This window comes from Aeromonas sp. 159 (genome assembly GCF_963862045.1).
Lineage (GTDB): Bacteria > Pseudomonadota > Gammaproteobacteria > Enterobacterales > Aeromonadaceae > Aeromonas > Aeromonas veronii.
Map to the genome: position 1 here is coordinate 23,443 of NZ_CAWLMI010000024.1, position 19,274 is coordinate 42,716.

A 19,274-nucleotide genomic window follows, 5' to 3' on the forward strand; every position below is an offset into this window, starting at 1 on the left:
GGTCGGTCACAAGTTGGTTCTTGATGACAATCAGAGGCGCTTGGCGCTAATTACGTCATTGAGCTGACTGAGCTTGGCCAACGCCCGGTTGAAGGCGTTGATGTTGTAAATCTCCAGCTCCATGTCGATCTCGGCGGTCTGCTCGCGCACGTTGGAGCGCGAGCGCACCCCCATCACATTGATCTTCTCGTTGGCCAGCACTGTAGTGATATCGCGCAGCAGGCCGGAGCGATCGTTGGAGATGATCCGGATGGTGAGGCCGTAACCGCCGGAGTAGTTCTCCCCCCACACCGCATCGATCAGCCGCTCGGGGTTGCGACGTGACAGCTCCTTGAGCTGCTCGCAATCTTCCCGGTGAATGGACACCCCGCGTCCCATGGTGATAAAGCCCTGAATGGAGTCCCCAGGAATCGGCTGGCAGCAGCGGGCGATATGGGTCATCAGGTTGCCGACCCCTTCTACTACTATGTGATCCTTGGGCTTGTGGCGCATCGGCGCGTTGGCCTTCTGCTCCAGCTTCTCCAGCAAGCGGCGATCTTCCTCTTCCGCCGTCGGCTTGTTGTAGCAGGTATCGAGATAGTTGAGCACCTGGTTGATGCGGATGTCGCCGCTGCCGATACCAGCCAGCAGATCGTCGGTGCTCTCCAGATTGAATCGCCGCAGCATGTTGCCCTTGTCGATCTTGGACATGCTGAGATTGTGGCGATCCAGCTCCTTCTCGAACAGCTCGCGACCGGCCACGATATTCTTGTCCCGATCCAGCTTTCTGAACCAGGTCGCCACCTTGGCCCGCGCACGGCTTGAGCGCAGGAAGCCGGCGTTGGGGTTCATCCAGTCGCGGCTCGGGTTCGGCTCTTTCTGGGTGATCACCTCCACCTGATCGCCGGTCTGCAGCGCGTAGGTGAACGGCACGATGCGGCCGTCAATCTTGGCGCCGATGCAACGGTGGCCGATCATGCTGTGGACGTGATAGGCAAAATCAAGCGGGGTAGCGCCAGCCGGCAGGTCGATCACATCCCCTTTCGGGGTGAAGACGTAGACTCTGTCCTCGAACACCTGACTGCGCAGATCTTCCAGCAGGGAGCCGCTCTCGGAGAGATCCTCCTGCCAGGCGAGCAGCTTGCGCAGCCACTCGATCTTGTCTTCGAAGGTGTTGGCCTTGCCGCCAGCCTGTGCCCCTTCCTTGTAGCGCCAGTGCGCCGCGACGCCGAGCTCGGCATCCTGATGCATCTGGTCGGTACGGATCTGGATCTCGACCGTCTTGCCCTCCGGCCCCACCACTACGGTATGGATCGATTGGTAGCCGTTGGGTTTGGGGTTGGCGACATAGTCGTCAAACTCGCGAGGAATGTGGTGGAACTGGGTGTGCACGATACCGAGCGCCGCATAGCAATCCTGCAACCGCTTGGTCACTACCCGCACCGCGCGCACGTCGAACAACTCGTTGAATTCGAGGTGCTTCTTCTGCATCTTGCGCCAGATGCTGTAGATGTGTTTCGGCCGACCGTACACCTCGGCGTCAACTCCCGCCTCTTTCAGGCCATTACGCAGGGATTGCACAAACTCGCGGATGTAGCGCTCGCGGTCGAGCCGCTTCTCGTCGAGCTGCTTGGCGATCTGTTTGTAGGTATCCGGGTGCAGGTAACGGAAGGCGAGATCTTCCAGCTCCCACTTGAGCTGGCCGATGCCCAGACGGTTGGCGAGCGGTGCATAGATGTTGGTGATCTCCTGGGCCATCAGCACCCGGGTCTCTTCATCTGCCGTCTTCGCTTCCCGCAGGCAGGCGATCCGCTCCGCCAGCTTGATCACCACGGCGCGCACATCCTCGACCATGGCGAGCAACATGCGACGCACGTTGTCGACCTGCTCCGGCGAGGTTTCGCTGCGATGGAGGGTCTGCAGGGAGCGGATGGCCTCCATCTCCAGCACCCCTTCCACCAGCTTGGCGATCTTGGAGCCGAAATCCTCGTCCATCCGCTCCTGGCTGATGAGACCGGCTTCGACGAAGGGGTAGATGATGGCGGCCTTGAGGGTGCCGATATCCATGCTGAGCATCTGCAGGATGCCCACCATTTCGATGCCACGCACCAGCAGCTTGCTGGTCAGCGCCTCGTCACCGAGCGTCAGACAATACTGATAGACGGTTCGCAACTGATCCTTTTCACTGTCACTCAAGGAGAGCGAGCTGACCCACTCTTCCAGGGTGAAGTTGTCTTTCAAATGAATATCGCGAACCGCAACCATGGTATCAATCCTTTAAATTATCGGGCCGAAAGCTGTCACTTTCTCCCCTCATGAGATTGCCTCAAATGGGGATATCCAGCGCACTTTTCAAGGCATACTGTCCAGAAAGACAATAGAGCGCGCCAATAGGCCCTGCCGAACGACGAGGGTCTAGATTACCCCAATCACATCAGCTCAAACAGCCGCAGACATGCCAGATTACACATCCGCATCGCCGTACCGATGAGCAGGATTACTTCATATACACACCTGCTCAAAGAGTAACGAACATGCCGGATGACCTATCCGGCATCGCCGTACTGATGAGTCATTTACTCCCGTTCAAACAGCGCCATGGACTCCAGATGACCGGTGTGAGGGAACATGTCGAGCATGCCGAGGCGCACCAGACGGTAACCCCCTTTCACCAGCACCTGACTGTCCCGCGCCAGGGTGACCGGGTTACAGGAGACGTAGACCACCCGCTTGGGTGAAAGTTTCACGACGTGTCCCATCACTTCCAGCGCGCCGGGACGAGCCGGATCCAGCAGCACCAGATCAAACCCTTCCCGCGCCCAGGACATGCCGACTATGTCATCGCTCAGGTCGGCTTTGTAGAAACGGGCATTGGTGATGCCGTTGCGACGGGCGTTCTCTTCGGCCCGCTGCACCATGGCCAGTTCACCTTCCACACCGACCACTTCGCGAGCCTGACGGGCCAGCGGCAGGGTGAAGTTGCCGATGCCGCAGAAGAGATCGAGCACCTTGTCATCCTTGCTCGCCCCGAGCCATGTCAGCGCCTGCTCAACCATGCTCTGGTTGATGGGGCCGTTGACCTGAATGAAGTCACCCGGAGCAAATGCAAGAGACAGGCCATCCAGCGAATAGGATGGGGAAAATTGTTGCTGCAGCGCTTCGATGCGATCATCAGCCGCCTGCAGGTAGAGGTCGATCCCCTGCGCTTTTGCAAACTCCACCAGCAGGGCGCGATCCGCCTCATTGGGGCGGCCGGTGTGGCGCAGCAGCATCATGCTCCCCTGCTCGGCCTGGATAAGCTCCGCATGGCCCAGCTCGCGCTGGCTCTTCAAGCGATTGAGGCACTCACGCAGCGGGGCAATCAGCGCAGAGAGCGGCTCGGCCAGCACAGGGCACCCTTCGATTTCCACCAGATCGTTGCTGTTGCGACGGCGGAAACCGACCCGGGTGCAGCGACCGTTCTTGTCAAATTTGATGGCCAGACGACAGACCCGGCGGTAGGCACGATCTTCACCGGTCAGTACCGGCTCCAGCGCCGGCGCCTTGATGTTGCCCAACCGCTCGAACAGGCTGACCAGTCCGGCCGCCTTGGCGGCTTGCTGATCGGCAACCGACATGTGCTGGGCACTGCAACCGCCGCACTCGCGATAGTGGCTGCAGAAGGGAGCGATACGGTTGGCTGCCGGGGTCACCACCTGTTGCAAGGCGGCGTGACCATACTGCTTTTTCTCTTCGGTGATGCGTGCCTTGACGGTCTCGCCGGGCAGCGCCCCTTCGACGAAGATCGCCTTGCCCTGATGACGACCGATACCGACGCAGTGGTGATCGAGGGTGTCTATCGTAAATTCAATGCGTTGGAGCTGGGTGGACTTCTTTTGGGGCTTGAAAAACTGGGCCATAAAACTTGGTGCCTATAGGTGGCTATGTCATGATTGTGGAACCTGCTGCCGGGTATTGTCCCACAAGAATAATAGTATGACCAAATACGGCCACAGAGCCCGTGTATTGCCATCAACCCTATCGCCAACCCTGTTCACTGGTGGCCTGTTCGTATGACCAAATATGGCCTGAGAGCACGCGTTCTCGCCTTCACCATCCTGCCGACCCTGATCATCGGTGGCCTGATGGCCGGTTACTTCACCTTCCACCGCTACCAGCAGCTGGAAAACAACCTCATTGATCAGGGGATCAACATCATCGAACCGCTGGCGATCGCCAGTGAATACGGGATGACCCAGCACAGTCGCGAATCCCTCAAGCGGCTAATTGGCCTGACCCATCGCAAGAACTCCCCCTTCATCAAGTCCATCGCTGTCTTCACCCAGGACAACCAGCTGTTCGTCACCTCGAACTACCACCGGGATTTCACCCGACTCAGACTGCCCGATGGCGAGCCCATTCCGGATCTGACCAGCGTGACGTTTCAGGGGGATGACATCATTTTGCGCACCCCGATCCAGGCTGAAACCAGTCTGGATGGCTTCCCGCTGCCCAGCGATGTAGAGCCGCCGATGATCGGCTACATCTCGATGCAGATGGCGACCGACAGGGCCATGCTGCTGCAGTACCGCGACACCTTCTTTGCGGTGATCATGGTGCTCATCGGGGTCGCCTTCAGTACCCTGTTTGGCTTCCGGCTGGTCAAGAGCGTGACCCAGCCCATCACCAACATGGTGCAGGCAGTGCACAAGATCAGGGAGGGGCGGCTCGATACCCGGGTCAGCGGCCAGCTCACCGGCGAGCTGGATATGCTGAAAAACGGCATCAACGCCATGGCCAAAGCGCTCTCCGAATATCACGAAGAGATGCAGCAGAATATCGATCAGGCCACCTCTGACCTGCGCGAAACCCTGGAGCAGATCGAGATCCAGAACGTCGAGCTCGACATGGCCAAGAAGCGGGCGCAGGAGGCGGCGCGGGTCAAGTCGGAGTTTCTGGCCAACATGTCCCACGAGCTGCGCACTCCGCTCAACGGGGTCATCGGTTTTACCCGCCAGCTGCTGAAAACCAGCCTGACCCCGAGCCAGACCGACTACATGCAGACCATCGAGAAATCGGCGCGCAACCTGCTTGGCATCATCAACGACATCCTCGACTTCTCGAAGCTGGAAGCGGGCAAGCTGCAGCTGGAGCATATCCCGTTCAGCCTGCGCGACACTCTCAACGAGACCATGCACCTGCTCGGCCCCAGCGCCCACGACAAGCAGCTGGAGCTCTCTCTGCGGGTGGATGCCGATGTGCCGGATTACCTCACCGGCGACCCCATGCGTCTGCAACAGGTGCTGACCAACCTCACCGGCAACGCCATCAAGTTCACCGAGCAAGGCAACGTGGATGTCCATATCGAGCAGACCGGCAGTGGCAACCACAAGGTGAGGCTCAACGTCCAGATCCGTGATACCGGCATCGGCATCTCCCAAGAGCAGCAACATCAGCTGTTCCAGGCCTTCAATCAGGCCGACTCCTCCATCTCCCGCCGTTATGGCGGCACGGGCCTGGGCCTCGTTATCACCCAGAAGCTGGTGCAGCAGATGGGCGGCCAGATCCGCTTCGAATCGGAACTCGGCAAGGGCTCCCTCTTCTCGTTCAGTCTGGATGTGGAGGTCTCCCCCCTGCCCCAGACCGATCAACTGCCGCTGGATCGGATCCGTGGCAAACGGCTCTGGCTGCTGGAACCGGATCCCTTCGCGCAAGCCTCTCTGCTCGCCCTGCTGGCGGAGTGGCACCTCGACGTGCACCCACTGACCAGCGATGATCCCTGGCCCGAGATGAGCGAGCAGGAGATGGTGATCATCGGCAGCAGCACCCTGCATACGCCGCAGCAGGTGATCGGCCGCCTCGACAGACTGAACGGCCAGCAGCAGAACACCATAGTGCTGCTCAGCAGCCACGAGCCGGCGCTCTATGAAGCTATGCTGGCCCATGGCGCCCAGCATTGTCTCTCCAAACCGGTCAACCACCGCAAGCTGCTGCACGCCCTGCTATCGCCGGAATCGAGCCGCCAGAAGCTGCCCGCGCAACCTGCGCCGAGCCAGTTGCAGCCAATCAAGGTGCTGGCGGTGGATGACAACGCCGCCAACCTCAAGCTGATCGCCGCCATGCTCAAGGAGATGGTGAGTCAGGTGGTGGTGTGCAAAAACGGCAAGGAGGCGGTCAAGCAGGCCCAGAGCCAGCCGTTCGACATCATCTTCATGGATATCCAGATGCCGATCATGGATGGCATCAGCGCCACCCAGGCGATCCGCAACCAGTCCCTCAACACCACCACCCCGATCGTGGCGGTGACCGCCCACGCCATCCCCGGCGAACGGGAGCGGCTGATCCGCCAGGGGATGGACGACTATCTGGCCAAACCCATCGACGAGAGCATGCTGGCCCAGCTCATCACCGACTTTGCCCATCGCCGCCACCAGAATAATGGTGCCCAACAGATCGACTGGGCACTGGCGGTGCGGCAGGCGGCGGGGAAAGAGCATCTCGCCAGAGAGATGCTGACCATGCTGCTGGCCAGTTTCGACGAAGTGGAACCTGTGCTGGATAGCGCGCTGGCTGGCGAAATTGAAGATAGCGAGGTGCTGGCCCAGCTCCATCGCCTCAACGGCGGCTGTGCCTATTCCGGGGTGCCGGGACTGCAACGGCTGCTCTCCCAGCTGGAGCAACAGCTGCGTGACGGCGTGCCGGTCAGCGAGCTGGAACCCGAGCTGCTGGAGCTGCAAGATGCGCTGGAACTGGTGCGCCAGGAGGCGCCCCGCTATCTCGGCAAGGCTTGATGAGCTTGACCTGAACTGTATCGGCCCCCGCTTTTTCTGACGCGAGGGCCGCCAGATGGTAAAGTTGCGCCGTTTACACAGGAGTCAGCATGACCAACAACGATATTCTGCGCCGTCTGCGCTACGCCCTCACCATCAGCAACGACCAGATGGTCGAGATGTTTGCCAAGGGCAACCTGACGGTCACTCACGCCCAGCTGCACAGCTGGTTGATGAAAGAGGCCGCGGAAGGTGAAGAGCAAGAGGCAGGCTATGTCGCCTGTCCCGACTCGGCTCTGAGCCAGTTCCTCGACGGCTTCATTATCGCCCGCCGCGGCGTGCGCGAAGATGCACCGGCCCAGGAGATCCCGAACCGGATCAACAACAATATGATCCTGCGCAAGCTGCGCATCGGTCTCAACTTCAAGGAAGAGGATATGCTCGGCACCCTCAAGCTCGCCGACTTCAACCTCTCCAAGTCCGAGCTCAGTGCCCTGTTCCGCTCCAAGGATCACAAGCACTATCAGGATTGCGGGGATCAGATCCTGCGCAACTTCCTGATCGGTCTCACTGCCAAATACCGCGGCTAACCAGCCGCGCGACTGACCAGACCGGGCCTTCGACATGTGCCAGCGACTCACTCCTCCCACGCTCAGCAGACTGACTGTGGCAGGGGGATGGCGCTGGCGCTGTCTTCTTCCCCTCTTCTTTCTGCCACTGGTTCTGCTGCTGGGTGGTTGTACTCCGTCCGAATATCAGCTCTCAACCCGTTATCAGAGCGCCAACCAGAACGAGCGGATCGCCTTTCTGATCCTCCACTACACCGATGAAGACGATGCCAACTCCCTGCGCCTGCTGACCGAGCCGGAGCACAAGGTGAGCGCCCACTACCTGATCCGCCGCGACAGCCACGAAACACCGCTCACCGTCTATCAGCTGGTGCCGGACAGCGCGCGTGCCTGGCATGCAGGACGCAGCCGTTGGCACCAATATGCCGGGCTCAATGCAAGCTCCCTTGGCATCGAGATCGTCAACCTCGGCTATCCAGCAGAAGATGAGCCGCTGGCACCCCATGCTCGCCGCTGGCAACCCTATACCCCACAGCAGATTGCTGCCGTCGGCGCCCTCAGCCGGGAGCTGGTCGCCCGCTACCAGATTCCACCGACCCAGGTGCTGGGCCACAGCGATGTCGCCCCCGAGCGCAAGCAGGATCCCGGCCCCCACTTCCCCTGGCGCCAGCTCTATCTGACGTACGGGGTCGGCGCCTGGCCAGATGAAGGTCGGGTGGCCGAGTTACTGGCCAGTCCATTGCCCGATTGGGATGCGGCCATGTGGCAGCAGCAGCTGGCCCGCTATGGCTATGGCCTGTCCCAAACCGGCCAGTGGGATGAACAGAGCCGCGCCGTCATGGGCGCCTTTCAACTCCACTTTCGCGCCAGCAAAGTCGATAGCAAACCGGACCGCGAGTGTCAGGCCATCCTGATGGCAATGCTCGAAAAATACTTCCCCTAATCCTCATCCATTGCCCCCGTTGCTGCGTACTGTTTGATAGCCATTAGCTATCAAACAGTTAGGCACAAGCAATTGTCCCTGCATTTTGCAAGGCGTTACTCTGACTGCGTTCCGAAAGAGAATTTCAAACCGATTTCCAAATCTGGAGGTGAATGATGAAAAGCCCGATTGGTCTTGATACTGCTCAATCACAAGCCCTGGCAGCCGAGTTGAATAAATTGCTGGCCAGCTACCAGATCCTCTACATGAACGTGCGCGGCTTCCACTGGAATATTCGTGGTAACCAGTTCTTCGAACTGCACCTGAAATTTGAAGAGATTTACAACGACCTGCTGCTGAAAGTCGATGCACTGGCCGAGCGGATCCTGACCCTGGATGGCGTGCCAATGCACAGCTTCAGTGAATACCTGAAAGTCTCTGCCATCCCAGAACAAAAAGGGCTGCACGATGGCCGCGCCTGTGTCGAATCCTTGCTGGATAGCTTCCGCGAACTGCTGGTCGCCCAGCGCCGTATTCTGGGCCAAGCCGCCGAAGCCGGTGATGAGGGCACAGCCTCTATCCTCTCCGACTATGTGCAGCAGCAGGAAAAACTGGTCTGGATGCTACGCGCTTATCTGGCCTGATAGTGAACCAAGCCGACTACAGCGTACGTATGCTGGCTTGAGTAAGTACCGGGCCGGAAGCTCCTGACCAGACCACGGCCCAATCCGTCTGATTTTTATGTTCTGTTGCAAACCTGAGTTGTCTCTCCTTTTATCAACCCGCTTGCCGCCCTGTTTGGGCGGCTTTTTTTGTTTTTGATCTGCATCAAGGGAATCTTAATTGGCAAATTGAATGCCTATTAAGTTTTTCGCGAGAGGAATAGAATCGCCACAAAACAGACAACTGAAATGTCCAATTAGGAGAGGCATGATGTTTTGTGTGCAATGTGAACAGACAATTCGTACCCCGGCAGGCAACGGCTGTGCCTACGCACAAGGTATGTGCGGCAAGACGGCGGAAACCTCGGATCTGCAGGATGTACTGATCTATACCCTGCAGGGGCTCAGCGCCTGGGCGCTGGCCGCCCGTGAGCAAGGCATCATAGATCGCGAGATCGATGCCTTCGTGCCCAAGGCCTTCTTCGCCACCCTCACCAACGTCAACTTCGACTCGAATCGCATCGTGGCCTATGTCAATCAGGCCCTCGCCTATCGCCAGCAGCTGGCCGATCGTATGACCGCCATGGCGGTGCAGGTCAAAGACTTGCCGCACTCCGCTTACTTCGAACCCGGTGCCGAGCTGCTGGAGCAACTTGCCCATGCCGCACCAGCCGCACCCAATCGGGGCAAGAGCGAAGTGAACGAAGACATCATGGGGCTGCGTCTGCTCTGTCTTTACGGCCTCAAGGGCGCCGCCGCCTATATGGAGCACGCCCGGGTGCTGGATCAGCAGAGTGACGAGGTGGCCGCCGAATTCCACCGCATCATGAGCTGGCTCAGCACAGACCCGAGCGAAATGGGTCGGCTGTTCAGCTGTGCCATGGAGATCGGTCAGCTCAACTTCAAAATCATGGAGATGCTGGATCTCGGTGAAACCAGCGCCTTCGGCCATCCGGAGCCAACCCGGGTCAGGGTCACGCCAATTCCCGGCAAGTGCATTCTGGTCTCCGGCCACGACATGATGGATCTCAAGCTCATTCTGGAGCAGACCAAGGGGACCGGCATTCATATCTACACCCACGGCGAGATGCTGCCCGCGCTGGCCTACCCCTTCTTCAAGCAGTACCCCCATCTGGTGGGCAACTACGGCTCCGCCTGGCAAAACCAGCAGAAGGAGTTTGCCAACTTCCCGGGCGCCGTGGTGATGACCTCCAACTGCATCATCGACCCGAACGTGGGCAATTACTCAGATCGCATCTTCACCCGCTCCATCGTCGGCTGGCCGGGCGTCACTCATCTGGAGGGGGATGATTTCTCCGCCGTGATCGCCAAGGCCCAAGCGCTGGAAGGCTTCAAGCACACCGAGCTCGAGCACTTCATCACCATCGGCTTTGCCCGCAACGCCCTGATGCAGGCTGCGCCCGCAGTGATTGAGAAGGTCAAAGCCGGGGAGATCAGCCACTTTTTCCTGGTGGGTGGCTGTGACGGCGACAAGGCCGAACGCGCCTACTTCACCGAGTTTGCCAAGGCGGCGCCGCGCGACAGCCTGCTGCTCACCCTGGGTTGCGGCAAGTACAAGTTCAACAAGCTCGACTTTGGCGACATCGGCGGCATTCCGCGTCTGCTGGACGTGGGTCAGTGCAACGATGCCTACTCCGCCATTCAGTTGGCGCTGGCACTCTCCGAGGCGTTCGAGTGCGGGGTCAACGATCTGCCGCTGACGCTGGTGCTCTCCTGGTTCGAGCAAAAAGCCATCGTCATTCTGCTCACCCTGCTCTCCCTCGGGGTGAAAGACATTCGTACCGGCCCGACCGCCCCCGCCTTCCTCACCCCGGCGCTGCTCAAGGTGCTGGAGGAGCAATTTGGCCTGAAAGGGACCACCACGGCCGAGGCTGACCTGGCCGAGATCCTGGCGGCCTGATCGGCACCTCATGTTGTAAGCATTTGGCGAGCCGCTCGGCTCGCCTTTTTTCTGGACCCGGCTTTTTCACCAGACGTTTTTCAAACAGTTTCAAACCTTATCAAACATAAGGAGCCTTGTGATGACCTCTCTCACGCTCACCTGCATTGGCCGCCAACAGAACACCCACGACGTCGTGAGCTGGCAGCTGGCGCCGCTTTCCGGCAGCCTCCCTCCCGTACTGGCTGGCCAGTGCATCACCCTGCATACCCAGATTGACGGCCAGCCGGAGTGCCGCGCCTATACCCTCTCCTCCAGCCCGCAGGATGCATGCTGGCAGGTGACAATCAAGGATGTGGGACGGGTCTCCCACCATCTGCATCAGACCCTGCAAGTGGGCGACGAGATCCGGGTGGATGGTCCCTTTGGCGATTTCAACCTGACCGCCCTGCCTTGCGAACGGCCACTGCTGCTCAGTGCCGGCTCCGGCATCACCCCCATGTGGGCCATGTTGCGAGACGAGCTCGCCAAACGACCGGATGCCGATATCCGCTTTATCCATAGCGCCCGCTCGCCAGCAGATGTGATCTTCGCAAATGACTTGGCTGCACTGGCTGAGGCCCATGCCGGTGTACGCCATGCCCTGATTCTGGAAGATGCCCCAGCAGATCACCCCTGGATTGGCCGACTCACCCCCGCCATGCTGGCCGAACTGGCCCCAGATCTGCGCGAACGCCATGTCTATCTCTGCGGCCCGGCCCCCTATATGGCGGCGGTCAGCGCCATGCTGGCTGAGCTGGGATTGCCGCCGGATCAGCTGCATCAGGAGTCCTTTGGTCTTCCTCCCGCAGAGCCCGCCACCACCACCAGCGACCACTTCTGGCTGACCCTGAAAAAGAGCGGCAAAAAGGTGAAGATCCTGCCGAGTCAGACCCTGCTGGCGGCATTGGAAGCTGCGGGCGAAACCATGATGGCGGCTTGTCGCGCCGGGGTATGTGGCAGCTGTCGTTGCACCACCACAGGTGACATCGAGCGCCAGAGCGTGATGACATTGAGTGCGCAGGATCTGGCGAGCGGCATTGCTCTGGCATGCTCCTGCACTGCGAAAGGGGATATCAGTCTCGATTATTGAGGTGTGGTGAAGGCTTCTGTGAGGTGCGGTGAACGCGTTATCGGTATCTCAACCTTTTCCCAACTAGACAGGGGCGCTAGACTCTGCCCCAGTTTCACCAGAACACGGGATAAAAAATGACAATACTGGTCACAGGGGGTGCCGGCTATATCGGCTCCCACACCCTGGTTGAGCTGCTCGGTGCGGGGCAGCAGGTCGTGGTGCTGGACAACCTCTCCAACTCCTCACCGGAGTCACTCAAGCGGGTCGAACAGATCACCGGCAAGCCGGTCATCTTCGTCGAAGGGGATGTGCTGGACAGAGCCTGTCTGCAGCAGCTGTTTGCCAACCATCAGATCAAATCGGTGATCCACTTCGCCGGTCTCAAGGCGGTCGGGGAGTCGAGCCAGATCCCGCTCACCTACTACCAGAACAACATCACCGGCACCCTGGTGCTGTGCGAAGAGATGGCCAAGGCTGGCGTTTTCCGCTTGGTATTCAGCTCCTCGGCCACCGTCTATGGCGATCCCGCCTCGGTACCGCTGCGGGAAGATTTCCCCACCAGCGCCACCAACCCCTATGGTCGCTCCAAGCTGATGGTGGAGGAGATCCTCCGTGATCTCGCCAAATCCGATCCCCGCTGGGCCATCGTACTGCTGCGTTACTTCAACCCGGTAGGCGCCCACGAGAGCGGCCTGATTGGTGAAGATCCCAACGGCATCCCCAACAACCTGTTGCCCTATATCAGCCAGGTGGGTGTCGGCAAGCTCAAGGAGCTGGGGGTATTTGGCAACGACTACCCGACCCCGGATGGCACCGGCGTACGTGACTACATCCATGTGGTGGATCTCGCCATCGGCCACCTGAAAGCACTGGCGCGCATCAAGAGCGACACCGGCGTCTTCACCTACAACCTGGGCACAGGTCAAGGCTACTCGGTACTGGAGATGGTCAAGGCGTTTGAAGCGGCCAGCGGCCGACCCATTCCCTACCAGATCAAACCCCGTCGCCCGGGCGACATCGCCGAGTGCTGGGCAGAGCCGACGCTAGCCCGTGCCGAGCTGGGCTGGCAAGCAGAGCGCGGTCTGGAGCAGATGATGGTCGATACCTGGCGCTGGCAAAGCAACAACCCGAACGGCTATCAAGGCTGATGATCTAGCGGGTTGATAACAAAACGCCCCGACATTTTCATGTCGGGGCGTTTTATTTTGCGACGTTCAATCAGGGGGTCTGACTGCGCAGCAGCGGCACACGGGCCAATCGGGGGGCGATGCGCTTTATCAGCCGATCCGCCAGTGGGGTCAGCAGCAACCAAGGCAGACAGAGGGTCGCCAGCCCCAGTGCGCCGACGTAGACATCGGTAAACCAGTGAGCCCCAGCCAGAATGCGCGGCGCGGAGAAGATCGGCACCATCAGCAATGCGGTGACTCCCGCCCAGCGCGGCAGATAGCGCAGGGCAAAACCGGCGAAGATCATCAGGAACAGGGCGTGATCCCCGGGGAAGCTATCACCGGAAGAGTCCTTGGTCGGAATACCGCTGATCTGGGTCACCCGCAGCGCATCGGCCACCATCAGGGTCGGACTGGGTCGCTCCACCGGCAATCGGTGACCAAGCTGGTTGATCACCAGAGCACTCAGCAGCATCACTATGCCCATCGCTACCAGTTGGCGACGACCCGCCAGATCCCGTGCAAAGAAACAGCGGGCCAGGATCAGCCCCATACAGGCCAGCACCGCCAGATCGAACAGCCGGTTATTGGTGATGGCCACCAGATCGGCCCACAGAGCCGACTGCCCGAGCCAGCCGTTAACGGTGTGAAAAATCGTGAGGTCCCACTGATCCCAGGGACCATGAGCGGGCAGCGCAGCCCAACTGATGGCCACCAGACCACCGACCAGATAGCAAAGCAGGAACTTGCCCATGGGGACTCTCCTTTGGAAAAGGGCGATATCGTAAAACTGTAGCGTGCGTCACAAAACCGAAGAATTGTAAGAAAGTGCGACACAATATCAAGCCTCAAACAAAGCCCGTCAGCCCATTCCAATCTCGCATATCCCAACAGCGCCAAGATTTCTGCCTCCGGTGCTGCATCTGTGGGCTTCTCACCATGAGTGCGGCTTGTGCCACCACCGCAACACCCCCTAGAATGCGCACTTCCCTTTACTGCGAAAGGAAGCGGTATGCATATTCACATTCTCGGGATCTGCGGCACCTTTATGGGTGGTCTGGCGGTGTTGGCAAAACAGCTTGGTTACCGGGTGACCGGTTCGGATGCCAATGTCTATCCCCCCATGAGCACCCAGCTCGAGCAACAGGGCATCGAACTGACCGAAGGCTATGATCCGTCCCAGCTCGATCCGGCGCCGGATCTGGTGGTGATTGGCAACGCCATGAGCCGCGGCAACCCCTGTGTTGAATATGTGCTGGACCGCAATCTGCCCTACATCTCCGGTCCCCAGTGGCTGCTGGAGCACGTGCTGCAAGATCGCTGGGTGCTAGCCGTTGCCGGTACCCATGGCAAAACCACCACCGCCAGCATGCTGGCCTGGGTGCTGGAGTACGCCAAACTGGAACCCGGTTTCCTTATTGGCGGCGTGCCGGGTAACTTCCCGGTCTCCGCCCGTCTCGGCTCTGCCCCCTTCTTCGTCATCGAAGCAGACGAGTATGACTGCGCCTTCTTCGACAAACGCTCCAAGTTCGTTCACTACCACCCGCGTACCCTGGTGATGAACAACCTGGAGTTCGACCACGCCGATATCTTCCCGGATCTCGCCGCCATCCAGCGCCAGTTCCACCACCTGATGCGCACAGTGCCGAGCAACGGCCGGGTGCTGTTCCCGCAAACGGATGACAACCTCACCGCCGTACGCAAGATGGGCTGCTGGAGCGAAGTAGAGCTGGTCGGTCAGGACGACGCCAAGTGGAAAGCGGTCAAGCTGGCCGATGACGGCTCCGCTTTCGAGGTGTGGCTGGATGGCGAAAAGCAGGGCGAGGTGCACTGGGAGTGCATCGGCGAGCACAACGTCAACAATGGCCTGATGGCCATCGCGGCTGCCCGCCACGCCGGTGTCATGGTGGAGCACGGTATTGCAGCGCTCTGCCAGTTCAAATCCCCCAAACGGCGGATGGAGCTCAAGGGCGAGGTAGCTGGCATCAGCGTTTATGACGACTTCGCCCACCACCCCACCGCCATCGAAACCACCCTTGGCGGTCTGCGTGCCAAGGTAGGCAAAGCCCGTATCCTGGCAGTGCTGGAGCCGCGCTCCAACACCATGAAACTGGGGGTACACAAGGAGGAGCTGGCCGGCTGCTTCGATGGTGCTGACGAGGTGTTCTTCTTCCAGCCTCCCAACATCGGCTGGGATCTCGGCGAAGTGACTGCCCATATGACCCGACCGGCCAAGGTGTTCAACGATCTGGAGACCCTGATCAACCGGCTGGTGGCCGAGAGCCGCGATGGCGACCATATTCTGATCATGAGCAACGGCGGCTTTGGCGGCATTCATGACAAGCTGATCGCCCGCCTCAAGGATTACCACGGCGAACTATGAACAAAGCGATCACCCTGGCGCTGACCGGCGCCTCCGGCGCCCCCTACGCCCTGCGCCTGCTCCAGTGTCTGGTGCAGGCGGACTATCGGGTCTACCTGCTCGCCTCCTCGGCGGCACGAGTGGTACTCAAGACCGAGCAGCAGCAGGATTGGCCCGGCTCGCCGAAAGAGCTCTCTGCCTATCTTTGTCGCCAATATGGCGCCAAGGAGGGGCAGATTGTCGCCTGCAGCAAGGAGGAGTGGTTCTCGCCGGTGGCCTCCGGTTCGGCAGCGCCCAAACAGATGGTGGTCTGCCCCTGCTCCATGGGCACCGTCTCGGCCATTGCCAACGGCACCTCGGACAACCTGCTGGAACGGGCAGCGGACGTGGTGATCAAGGAGCGCGGTCAGCTGATCCTGGTACCCCGCGAAACCCCCTTCTCGGCGATCCATCTGGAGAACATGCTGAAACTGGCGCGGCTCGGGGTGACCATCATGCCTGCCGCCCCCGGTTTCTATCATGAGCCGAAAAGCATCGCCGATCTGGTGGACTTTATGGTCGCCCGCATCCTCGATCATCTAGGTGTCGAGCATGAGTTGACCCACCGCTGGGGCTATAGCCACCGCTGAGGTGACCGCCATATCCGGCCATAAAAAAACGGCGCCACTCAATGAGTGACGCCGTTTTTTCGTTAAGTCGTGTTAGCGAGCCTGAATTGGCGCCGTCACGTACTTGAACAGGAAATCAGTCACCTCTTGTCGCGCCGGGCGCTGAGGTTGATTGATCATCTGCATCATCACATAGCCAAAACCGGTCAAAGAGCGGGCCAGATCCTGTGCTGACAGCACGCTGGTGATCTCCCCTGCATCCATGGAGGTTTGCAGCTCGCTGGCGATCAGCTCAAGGCAGTGATCGAGCAGCCGGGTATAGCGGGGCCATACCTCTTCCCGAACCGATGAGCTCCACTCCAGCCAGATACCGGCATAATCCGGTTGATCGTAGGCGGCATCGACAGAGAGGCGTACATGACGCTGGATCTTGTCGAAAATGGAGCCCTGGTCACCGTATGCCTGCGACAGCATCTGGTTCACAAAGCGTTCGATCTCGGCCAGCACCTCATCTACCAACTCCTCGCGGGTGTTGAAATAGTTGAAGACGGTAGCCACAGAGACCTTGGCCTGTTCGGCTATCTCGGCGTGACCTGCACGGCCAATGCCGCGACGGGAGAACACCTCGATGGCACATTCCATCAATTGGGAGCGACGAGCTTCCGGCGACAGCCGGGTACGACGTCTTATTTCTGCGCGTGGTTCCATAGTTTTTATCATCTAATAGTTATTGATTATGGTGTTTATAGTATTTTAACTAATCATGCCTGAGTGCCTGCTAACTCTATCAATTAAAATAAGCCGATAAAAGCACCACGTATCTCTAGCACCCTTCAACATGAGTGGTAGAATCATCGGTTTTGATATTCATGAACGGCCAAATCCCCTTTGGCCTTATGGGAGTAAGTGATGAAACACACCGTCGAGGTGATGATCTCCGAGGCTGAAGTAGCCGCCCGGATCGCCAAATTGGGTGAAGAGATCACCGCCCGCTATCAGGGTTCTGACGAAGTCGTGATGATTGCGCTGCTGCGCGGTTCCTGCATCTTCCTGGCCGACCTCTGCCGCCAGTGCAAGCTGCCCATCACCCTGGACTTCATGACCGCCTCCAGCTACGGCTCCGGCATGCACAGCACCCGTGACGTCCGCATCCTCAAAGACCTGGACGATGACATCAAGGGCAAGGATGTGGTGATCGTGGAAGACATCATCGACACCGGTTACACCCTCAACAAGGTGCGCGAGATCCTCTCCCTGCGCGAGCCGAAATCCCTGGCCATCTGCACCCTGCTGGACAAACCCTCCCGCCGCGAAGTGCAGGTGCCGGTCGACTGGATTGGCTTCGCCATTCCGGACGAATTCGTGGTCGGCTGTGGCATCGACTACGCCCAGAAGTACCGCAACCTGCCGTTTATCGGCAAAGTGGTACCCCAGGAGTAAGCCAGGTTCAGGAATATCACGGGTGAAGCGGCCCTGCGCCCTTTACTCTGTGCAGGCGGCCTTGGCCGCCTTTTCTGTATCGAGCCGGATTCAACCATCACAGAGGTTGCAATGAACGCACTGGAAATCAGCGGCCTGAAAAAGACCTATCAGGGGGGCGTCGAAGCCCTTAAAGGCATCGATCTTACCGTCAGGCAGGGGGATTTCTTCGCCCTGCTCGGCCCGAACGGCGCGGGCAAGTCCACCACCATCGGCGTCATCAGCTCGCTGGTGAACAAGAGCGCCGGCAAGGTGAAGGTGTTTGGCTACGACATCGACAGCGATCTCGAACAGGCCAAGGCCCAGCTCGGACTGGTACCGCAGGAGTTCAACTTCAGCCAGTTCGAGAAGGTGATCCAGATTGTCACCCATCAGGCCGGTTTCTACGGCGTGCCCAAGGCGGAAGCCAAGATCCGCGCCGAGAAGTACCTGCGCCAGCTCGATCTGTGGGAGAAGCGCGACATGCCTGCCCGCACCCTCTCCGGCGGCATGAAGCGCCGCCTGATGATCGCCCGCGCCCTGATGCACGAGCCCAAGCTGTTGATCCTCGATGAGCCGACCGCCGGGGTCGATATCGAGATCCGCCGCTCCATGTGGACCTTCCTCAAGGATCTCAACGAGCAGGGCGTCACCATCATCCTCACCACCCACTATCTGGAAGAGGCCGAGATGCTCTGCCGCAACATCGGCATCATCGACAAGGGTCGTCTGATCGAGAACACCAGCATGAAGAATCTGCTGGGCAAGCTGGGTCGCGAGACCTTCCTGCTCGACCTTGCGCCAGGTTCTGCCGTACCTGAGGTGCCAGAGTTCAACGGCCGCATGCAGGATGAGCGCACCCTCGAGGTGGATCTCGACAAGAGCCAGTCACTCAACAGCCTGTTCGAGCAGCTGTCGAGCCAGCAGGTGCAGGTCGTGAGCATGCGCAACAAGGCCAACCGGCTGGAAGAGCTGTTCGTCAATCTGGTCGAAGAGGGGAGAAAAGCATGAATCTGGCCATCTACTACATCGCCTTCAAGAGCATTCTGGCCAAAGAGGTGAGCCGCTTTACCCGGATCTGGATCCAGACCCTGGTGCCACCGGCCATCACCATGAGCCTCTACTTCGTCATCTTCGGCAACCTGATCGGTTCGCGCATCGGTGACATGGGCGGTTTCACCTACATGGAGTTCATCGTGCCCGGCCTCATCATGATGTCGGTGATCACCAACTCCTACTCCAACGTTGCCTCCTCCTTCTTCAGCGCCAAGTTCCAGCGCAATATCGAGGAGATGCTGGTCGCGCCGGTGCCCAACTACGTCATCATCGCCGGTTACGTGGGTGGGGGCGTGGCACGCGGCCTCTGCGTCGGCCTTATCGTCACCCTGGTGTCGCTCTTCTTCGTGCCGCTGCAGATCCACCACCTGTTCAGCGTCTGCTTCACCGTGCTGCTGACCGCCATCCTCTTCTCGCTGGGTGGCCTTATCAACGCGGTGTTTGCCAAGACCTTCGACGACATCAGCATCATCCCCACCTTCGTGCTGACACCCCTCACCTATCTGGGCGGGGTGTTCTACTCCATCAGCCTGCTGCCCCCGTTCTGGCAGGGGGTCTCCCAGGTGAACCCCATCATCTACATGGTGAACGCGTTCCGTTACGGCTTCCTCGGTATCTCCGACGTGCCGCTCGGCACAGCCTACCTCATCATCATCGGCTTTATCGTGGCCCTCTACGGTATCGCCTGGTGGCTTATCTCCCGCGGCACCGGGCTGCGCCACTGATTGC

Annotated in this window: 16 protein-coding genes; 12 read left to right on the forward strand and 4 right to left on the reverse strand. The window is 59.6% G+C overall.

Annotated elements, in window-relative coordinates:
• Positions 1-30: 30 nt before the first annotated feature.
• On the reverse strand, positions 31-2,244 hold the full coding sequence (gene relA / locus AACR14_RS04825; protein WP_005335588.1) for a GTP diphosphokinase: 2,214 nt from the start codon (positions 2,242-2,244) through the stop codon (positions 31-33).
• A gap of 311 nt (positions 2,245-2,555) precedes the next feature.
• Positions 2,556-3,878, reverse strand: coding sequence for a 23S rRNA (uracil(1939)-C(5))-methyltransferase RlmD (gene rlmD, locus AACR14_RS04830; RefSeq protein WP_019445339.1), 1,323 nt, complete (start codon positions 3,876-3,878; stop codon positions 2,556-2,558).
• Positions 3,879-4,031: 153 nt separating this feature from the next.
• Between rlmD and barA the strand changes: the two genes are divergently transcribed.
• The 7 genes from barA to galE all read left to right on the forward strand — a co-directional run bounded on the left by barA (position 4,032) and on the right by galE (position 13,043).
• The gene (barA, locus tag AACR14_RS04835; RefSeq protein ID WP_019445340.1) at positions 4,032-6,749 is read left to right on the forward strand and encodes a two-component sensor histidine kinase BarA; all 2,718 of its coding nucleotides are present in this window, start codon (positions 4,032-4,034) and stop codon (positions 6,747-6,749) included.
• A gap of 89 nt (positions 6,750-6,838) precedes the next feature.
• Positions 6,839-7,318 carry a YehS family protein gene (locus tag AACR14_RS04840; RefSeq protein ID WP_019445341.1) on the forward strand — a complete coding sequence of 160 codons (480 nt, stop codon included), beginning with the start codon at positions 6,839-6,841 and terminating at the stop codon, positions 7,316-7,318.
• Positions 7,319-7,352: 34 nt separating this feature from the next.
• Entirely contained in the window at positions 7,353-8,240 is an 888-nt protein-coding gene (locus AACR14_RS04845) for an N-acetylmuramoyl-L-alanine amidase (RefSeq protein WP_026034930.1), read from the forward strand.
• 155 nt (positions 8,241-8,395) lie between these two features.
• Entirely contained in the window at positions 8,396-8,863 is a 468-nt protein-coding gene (locus tag AACR14_RS04850; RefSeq protein ID WP_005343312.1) for a Dps family protein, read from the forward strand.
• Positions 8,864-9,152: 289 nt separating this feature from the next.
• Positions 9,153-10,802: a hydroxylamine reductase gene (hcp, locus tag AACR14_RS04855; protein ID WP_026034931.1), complete on the forward strand. Its 1,650-nt coding sequence runs from the start codon at positions 9,153-9,155 to the stop codon at positions 10,800-10,802.
• A 121-nt stretch (positions 10,803-10,923) separates the two neighbouring features.
• On the forward strand, positions 10,924-11,913 hold the full coding sequence (locus AACR14_RS04860) for a hybrid-cluster NAD(P)-dependent oxidoreductase (RefSeq protein ID WP_019445344.1): 990 nt from the start codon (positions 10,924-10,926) through the stop codon (positions 11,911-11,913).
• Positions 11,914-12,029: 116 nt separating this feature from the next.
• On the forward strand, positions 12,030-13,043 hold the full coding sequence (gene galE / locus AACR14_RS04865; RefSeq protein WP_019445345.1) for a UDP-glucose 4-epimerase GalE: 1,014 nt from the start codon (positions 12,030-12,032) through the stop codon (positions 13,041-13,043).
• Between the two features lie 70 nt (positions 13,044-13,113).
• On the opposite strand, the gene AACR14_RS04870 is transcribed toward galE, so the two are convergent.
• Positions 13,114-13,815 (reverse strand): phosphatase PAP2 family protein, encoded by a 702-nt coding sequence (locus AACR14_RS04870; RefSeq protein WP_019445346.1) that lies wholly within the window; start codon positions 13,813-13,815, stop codon positions 13,114-13,116.
• A 258-nt stretch (positions 13,816-14,073) separates the two neighbouring features.
• Between AACR14_RS04870 and mpl the strand changes: the two genes are divergently transcribed.
• Together mpl and AACR14_RS04880 are read left to right on the forward strand one after the other, a co-directional pair.
• The gene (mpl, locus tag AACR14_RS04875) at positions 14,074-15,444 is read left to right on the forward strand and encodes a UDP-N-acetylmuramate:L-alanyl-gamma-D-glutamyl-meso-diaminopimelate ligase (RefSeq protein WP_019445347.1); all 1,371 of its coding nucleotides are present in this window, start codon (positions 14,074-14,076) and stop codon (positions 15,442-15,444) included.
• Positions 15,441-16,052: a flavin prenyltransferase UbiX gene (locus AACR14_RS04880; RefSeq protein WP_019445348.1), complete on the forward strand. Its 612-nt coding sequence runs from the start codon at positions 15,441-15,443 to the stop codon at positions 16,050-16,052. The genes mpl and AACR14_RS04880 overlap by 4 nt, the downstream gene beginning before the upstream one ends.
• 72 nt (positions 16,053-16,124) lie before the next feature.
• On the opposite strand, the gene AACR14_RS04885 is transcribed toward AACR14_RS04880, so the two are convergent.
• Positions 16,125-16,739, reverse strand: coding sequence for a TetR/AcrR family transcriptional regulator (locus tag AACR14_RS04885; protein WP_019445349.1), 615 nt, complete (start codon positions 16,737-16,739; stop codon positions 16,125-16,127).
• Positions 16,740-16,940: 201 nt separating this feature from the next.
• Here AACR14_RS04885 and hpt point away from each other — a divergent pair, with 201 nt between their 5' ends.
• The 3 genes from hpt (at position 16,941) to AACR14_RS04900 (ending at position 19,270) form a co-directional block, all read left to right on the forward strand.
• A complete protein-coding gene (gene hpt, locus AACR14_RS04890; RefSeq protein ID WP_005362861.1) occupies positions 16,941-17,471 on the forward strand; it encodes a hypoxanthine phosphoribosyltransferase in 531 nt (176 codons plus the stop codon).
• Between the two features lie 111 nt (positions 17,472-17,582).
• Positions 17,583-18,500 carry an ABC transporter ATP-binding protein gene (locus AACR14_RS04895; protein WP_019445350.1) on the forward strand — a complete coding sequence of 306 codons (918 nt, stop codon included), beginning with the start codon at positions 17,583-17,585 and terminating at the stop codon, positions 18,498-18,500.
• Positions 18,497-19,270 carry an ABC transporter permease gene (locus tag AACR14_RS04900; protein WP_019445351.1) on the forward strand — a complete coding sequence of 258 codons (774 nt, stop codon included), beginning with the start codon at positions 18,497-18,499 and terminating at the stop codon, positions 19,268-19,270. Before AACR14_RS04895 ends, AACR14_RS04900 begins: the two co-directional genes overlap by 4 nt.
• Positions 19,271-19,274: the final 4 nt, after the last annotated feature.

Bases quoted from the DNA above. Each gene is read 5' to 3' on its own strand.
- galE (WP_019445345.1), top strand. From the start codon at position 12,030: ATGACAATACTGGTCACAGGGGGTGCCGGCTATATCGGCTCCCACACC.
- barA (WP_019445340.1), top strand. From the start codon at position 4,032: ATGACCAAATATGGCCTGAGAGCACGCGTTCTCGCCTTCACCATCCTG.
- hcp (WP_026034931.1), top strand. From the start codon at position 9,153: ATGTTTTGTGTGCAATGTGAACAGACAATTCGTACCCCGGCAGGCAAC.
- AACR14_RS04895 (WP_019445350.1), top strand. From the start codon at position 17,583: ATGAACGCACTGGAAATCAGCGGCCTGAAAAAGACCTATCAGGGGGGC.
- relA (WP_005335588.1), bottom strand. From the start codon at position 2,244: ATGGTTGCGGTTCGCGATATTCATTTGAAAGACAACTTCACCCTGGAA.
- AACR14_RS04845 (WP_026034930.1), top strand. From the start codon at position 7,353: ATGTGCCAGCGACTCACTCCTCCCACGCTCAGCAGACTGACTGTGGCA.
- rlmD (WP_019445339.1), bottom strand. From the start codon at position 3,878: ATGGCCCAGTTTTTCAAGCCCCAAAAGAAGTCCACCCAGCTCCAACGC.
- AACR14_RS04900 (WP_019445351.1), top strand. From the start codon at position 18,497: ATGAATCTGGCCATCTACTACATCGCCTTCAAGAGCATTCTGGCCAAA.
- AACR14_RS04860 (WP_019445344.1), top strand. From the start codon at position 10,924: ATGACCTCTCTCACGCTCACCTGCATTGGCCGCCAACAGAACACCCAC.
- AACR14_RS04885 (WP_019445349.1), bottom strand. From the start codon at position 16,739: ATGGAACCACGCGCAGAAATAAGACGTCGTACCCGGCTGTCGCCGGAA.
- mpl (WP_019445347.1), top strand. From the start codon at position 14,074: ATGCATATTCACATTCTCGGGATCTGCGGCACCTTTATGGGTGGTCTG.
- hpt (WP_005362861.1), top strand. From the start codon at position 16,941: ATGAAACACACCGTCGAGGTGATGATCTCCGAGGCTGAAGTAGCCGCC.
- AACR14_RS04850 (WP_005343312.1), top strand. From the start codon at position 8,396: ATGAAAAGCCCGATTGGTCTTGATACTGCTCAATCACAAGCCCTGGCA.
- AACR14_RS04840 (WP_019445341.1), top strand. From the start codon at position 6,839: ATGACCAACAACGATATTCTGCGCCGTCTGCGCTACGCCCTCACCATC.
- AACR14_RS04870 (WP_019445346.1), bottom strand. From the start codon at position 13,815: ATGGGCAAGTTCCTGCTTTGCTATCTGGTCGGTGGTCTGGTGGCCATC.
- AACR14_RS04880 (WP_019445348.1), top strand. From the start codon at position 15,441: ATGAACAAAGCGATCACCCTGGCGCTGACCGGCGCCTCCGGCGCCCCC.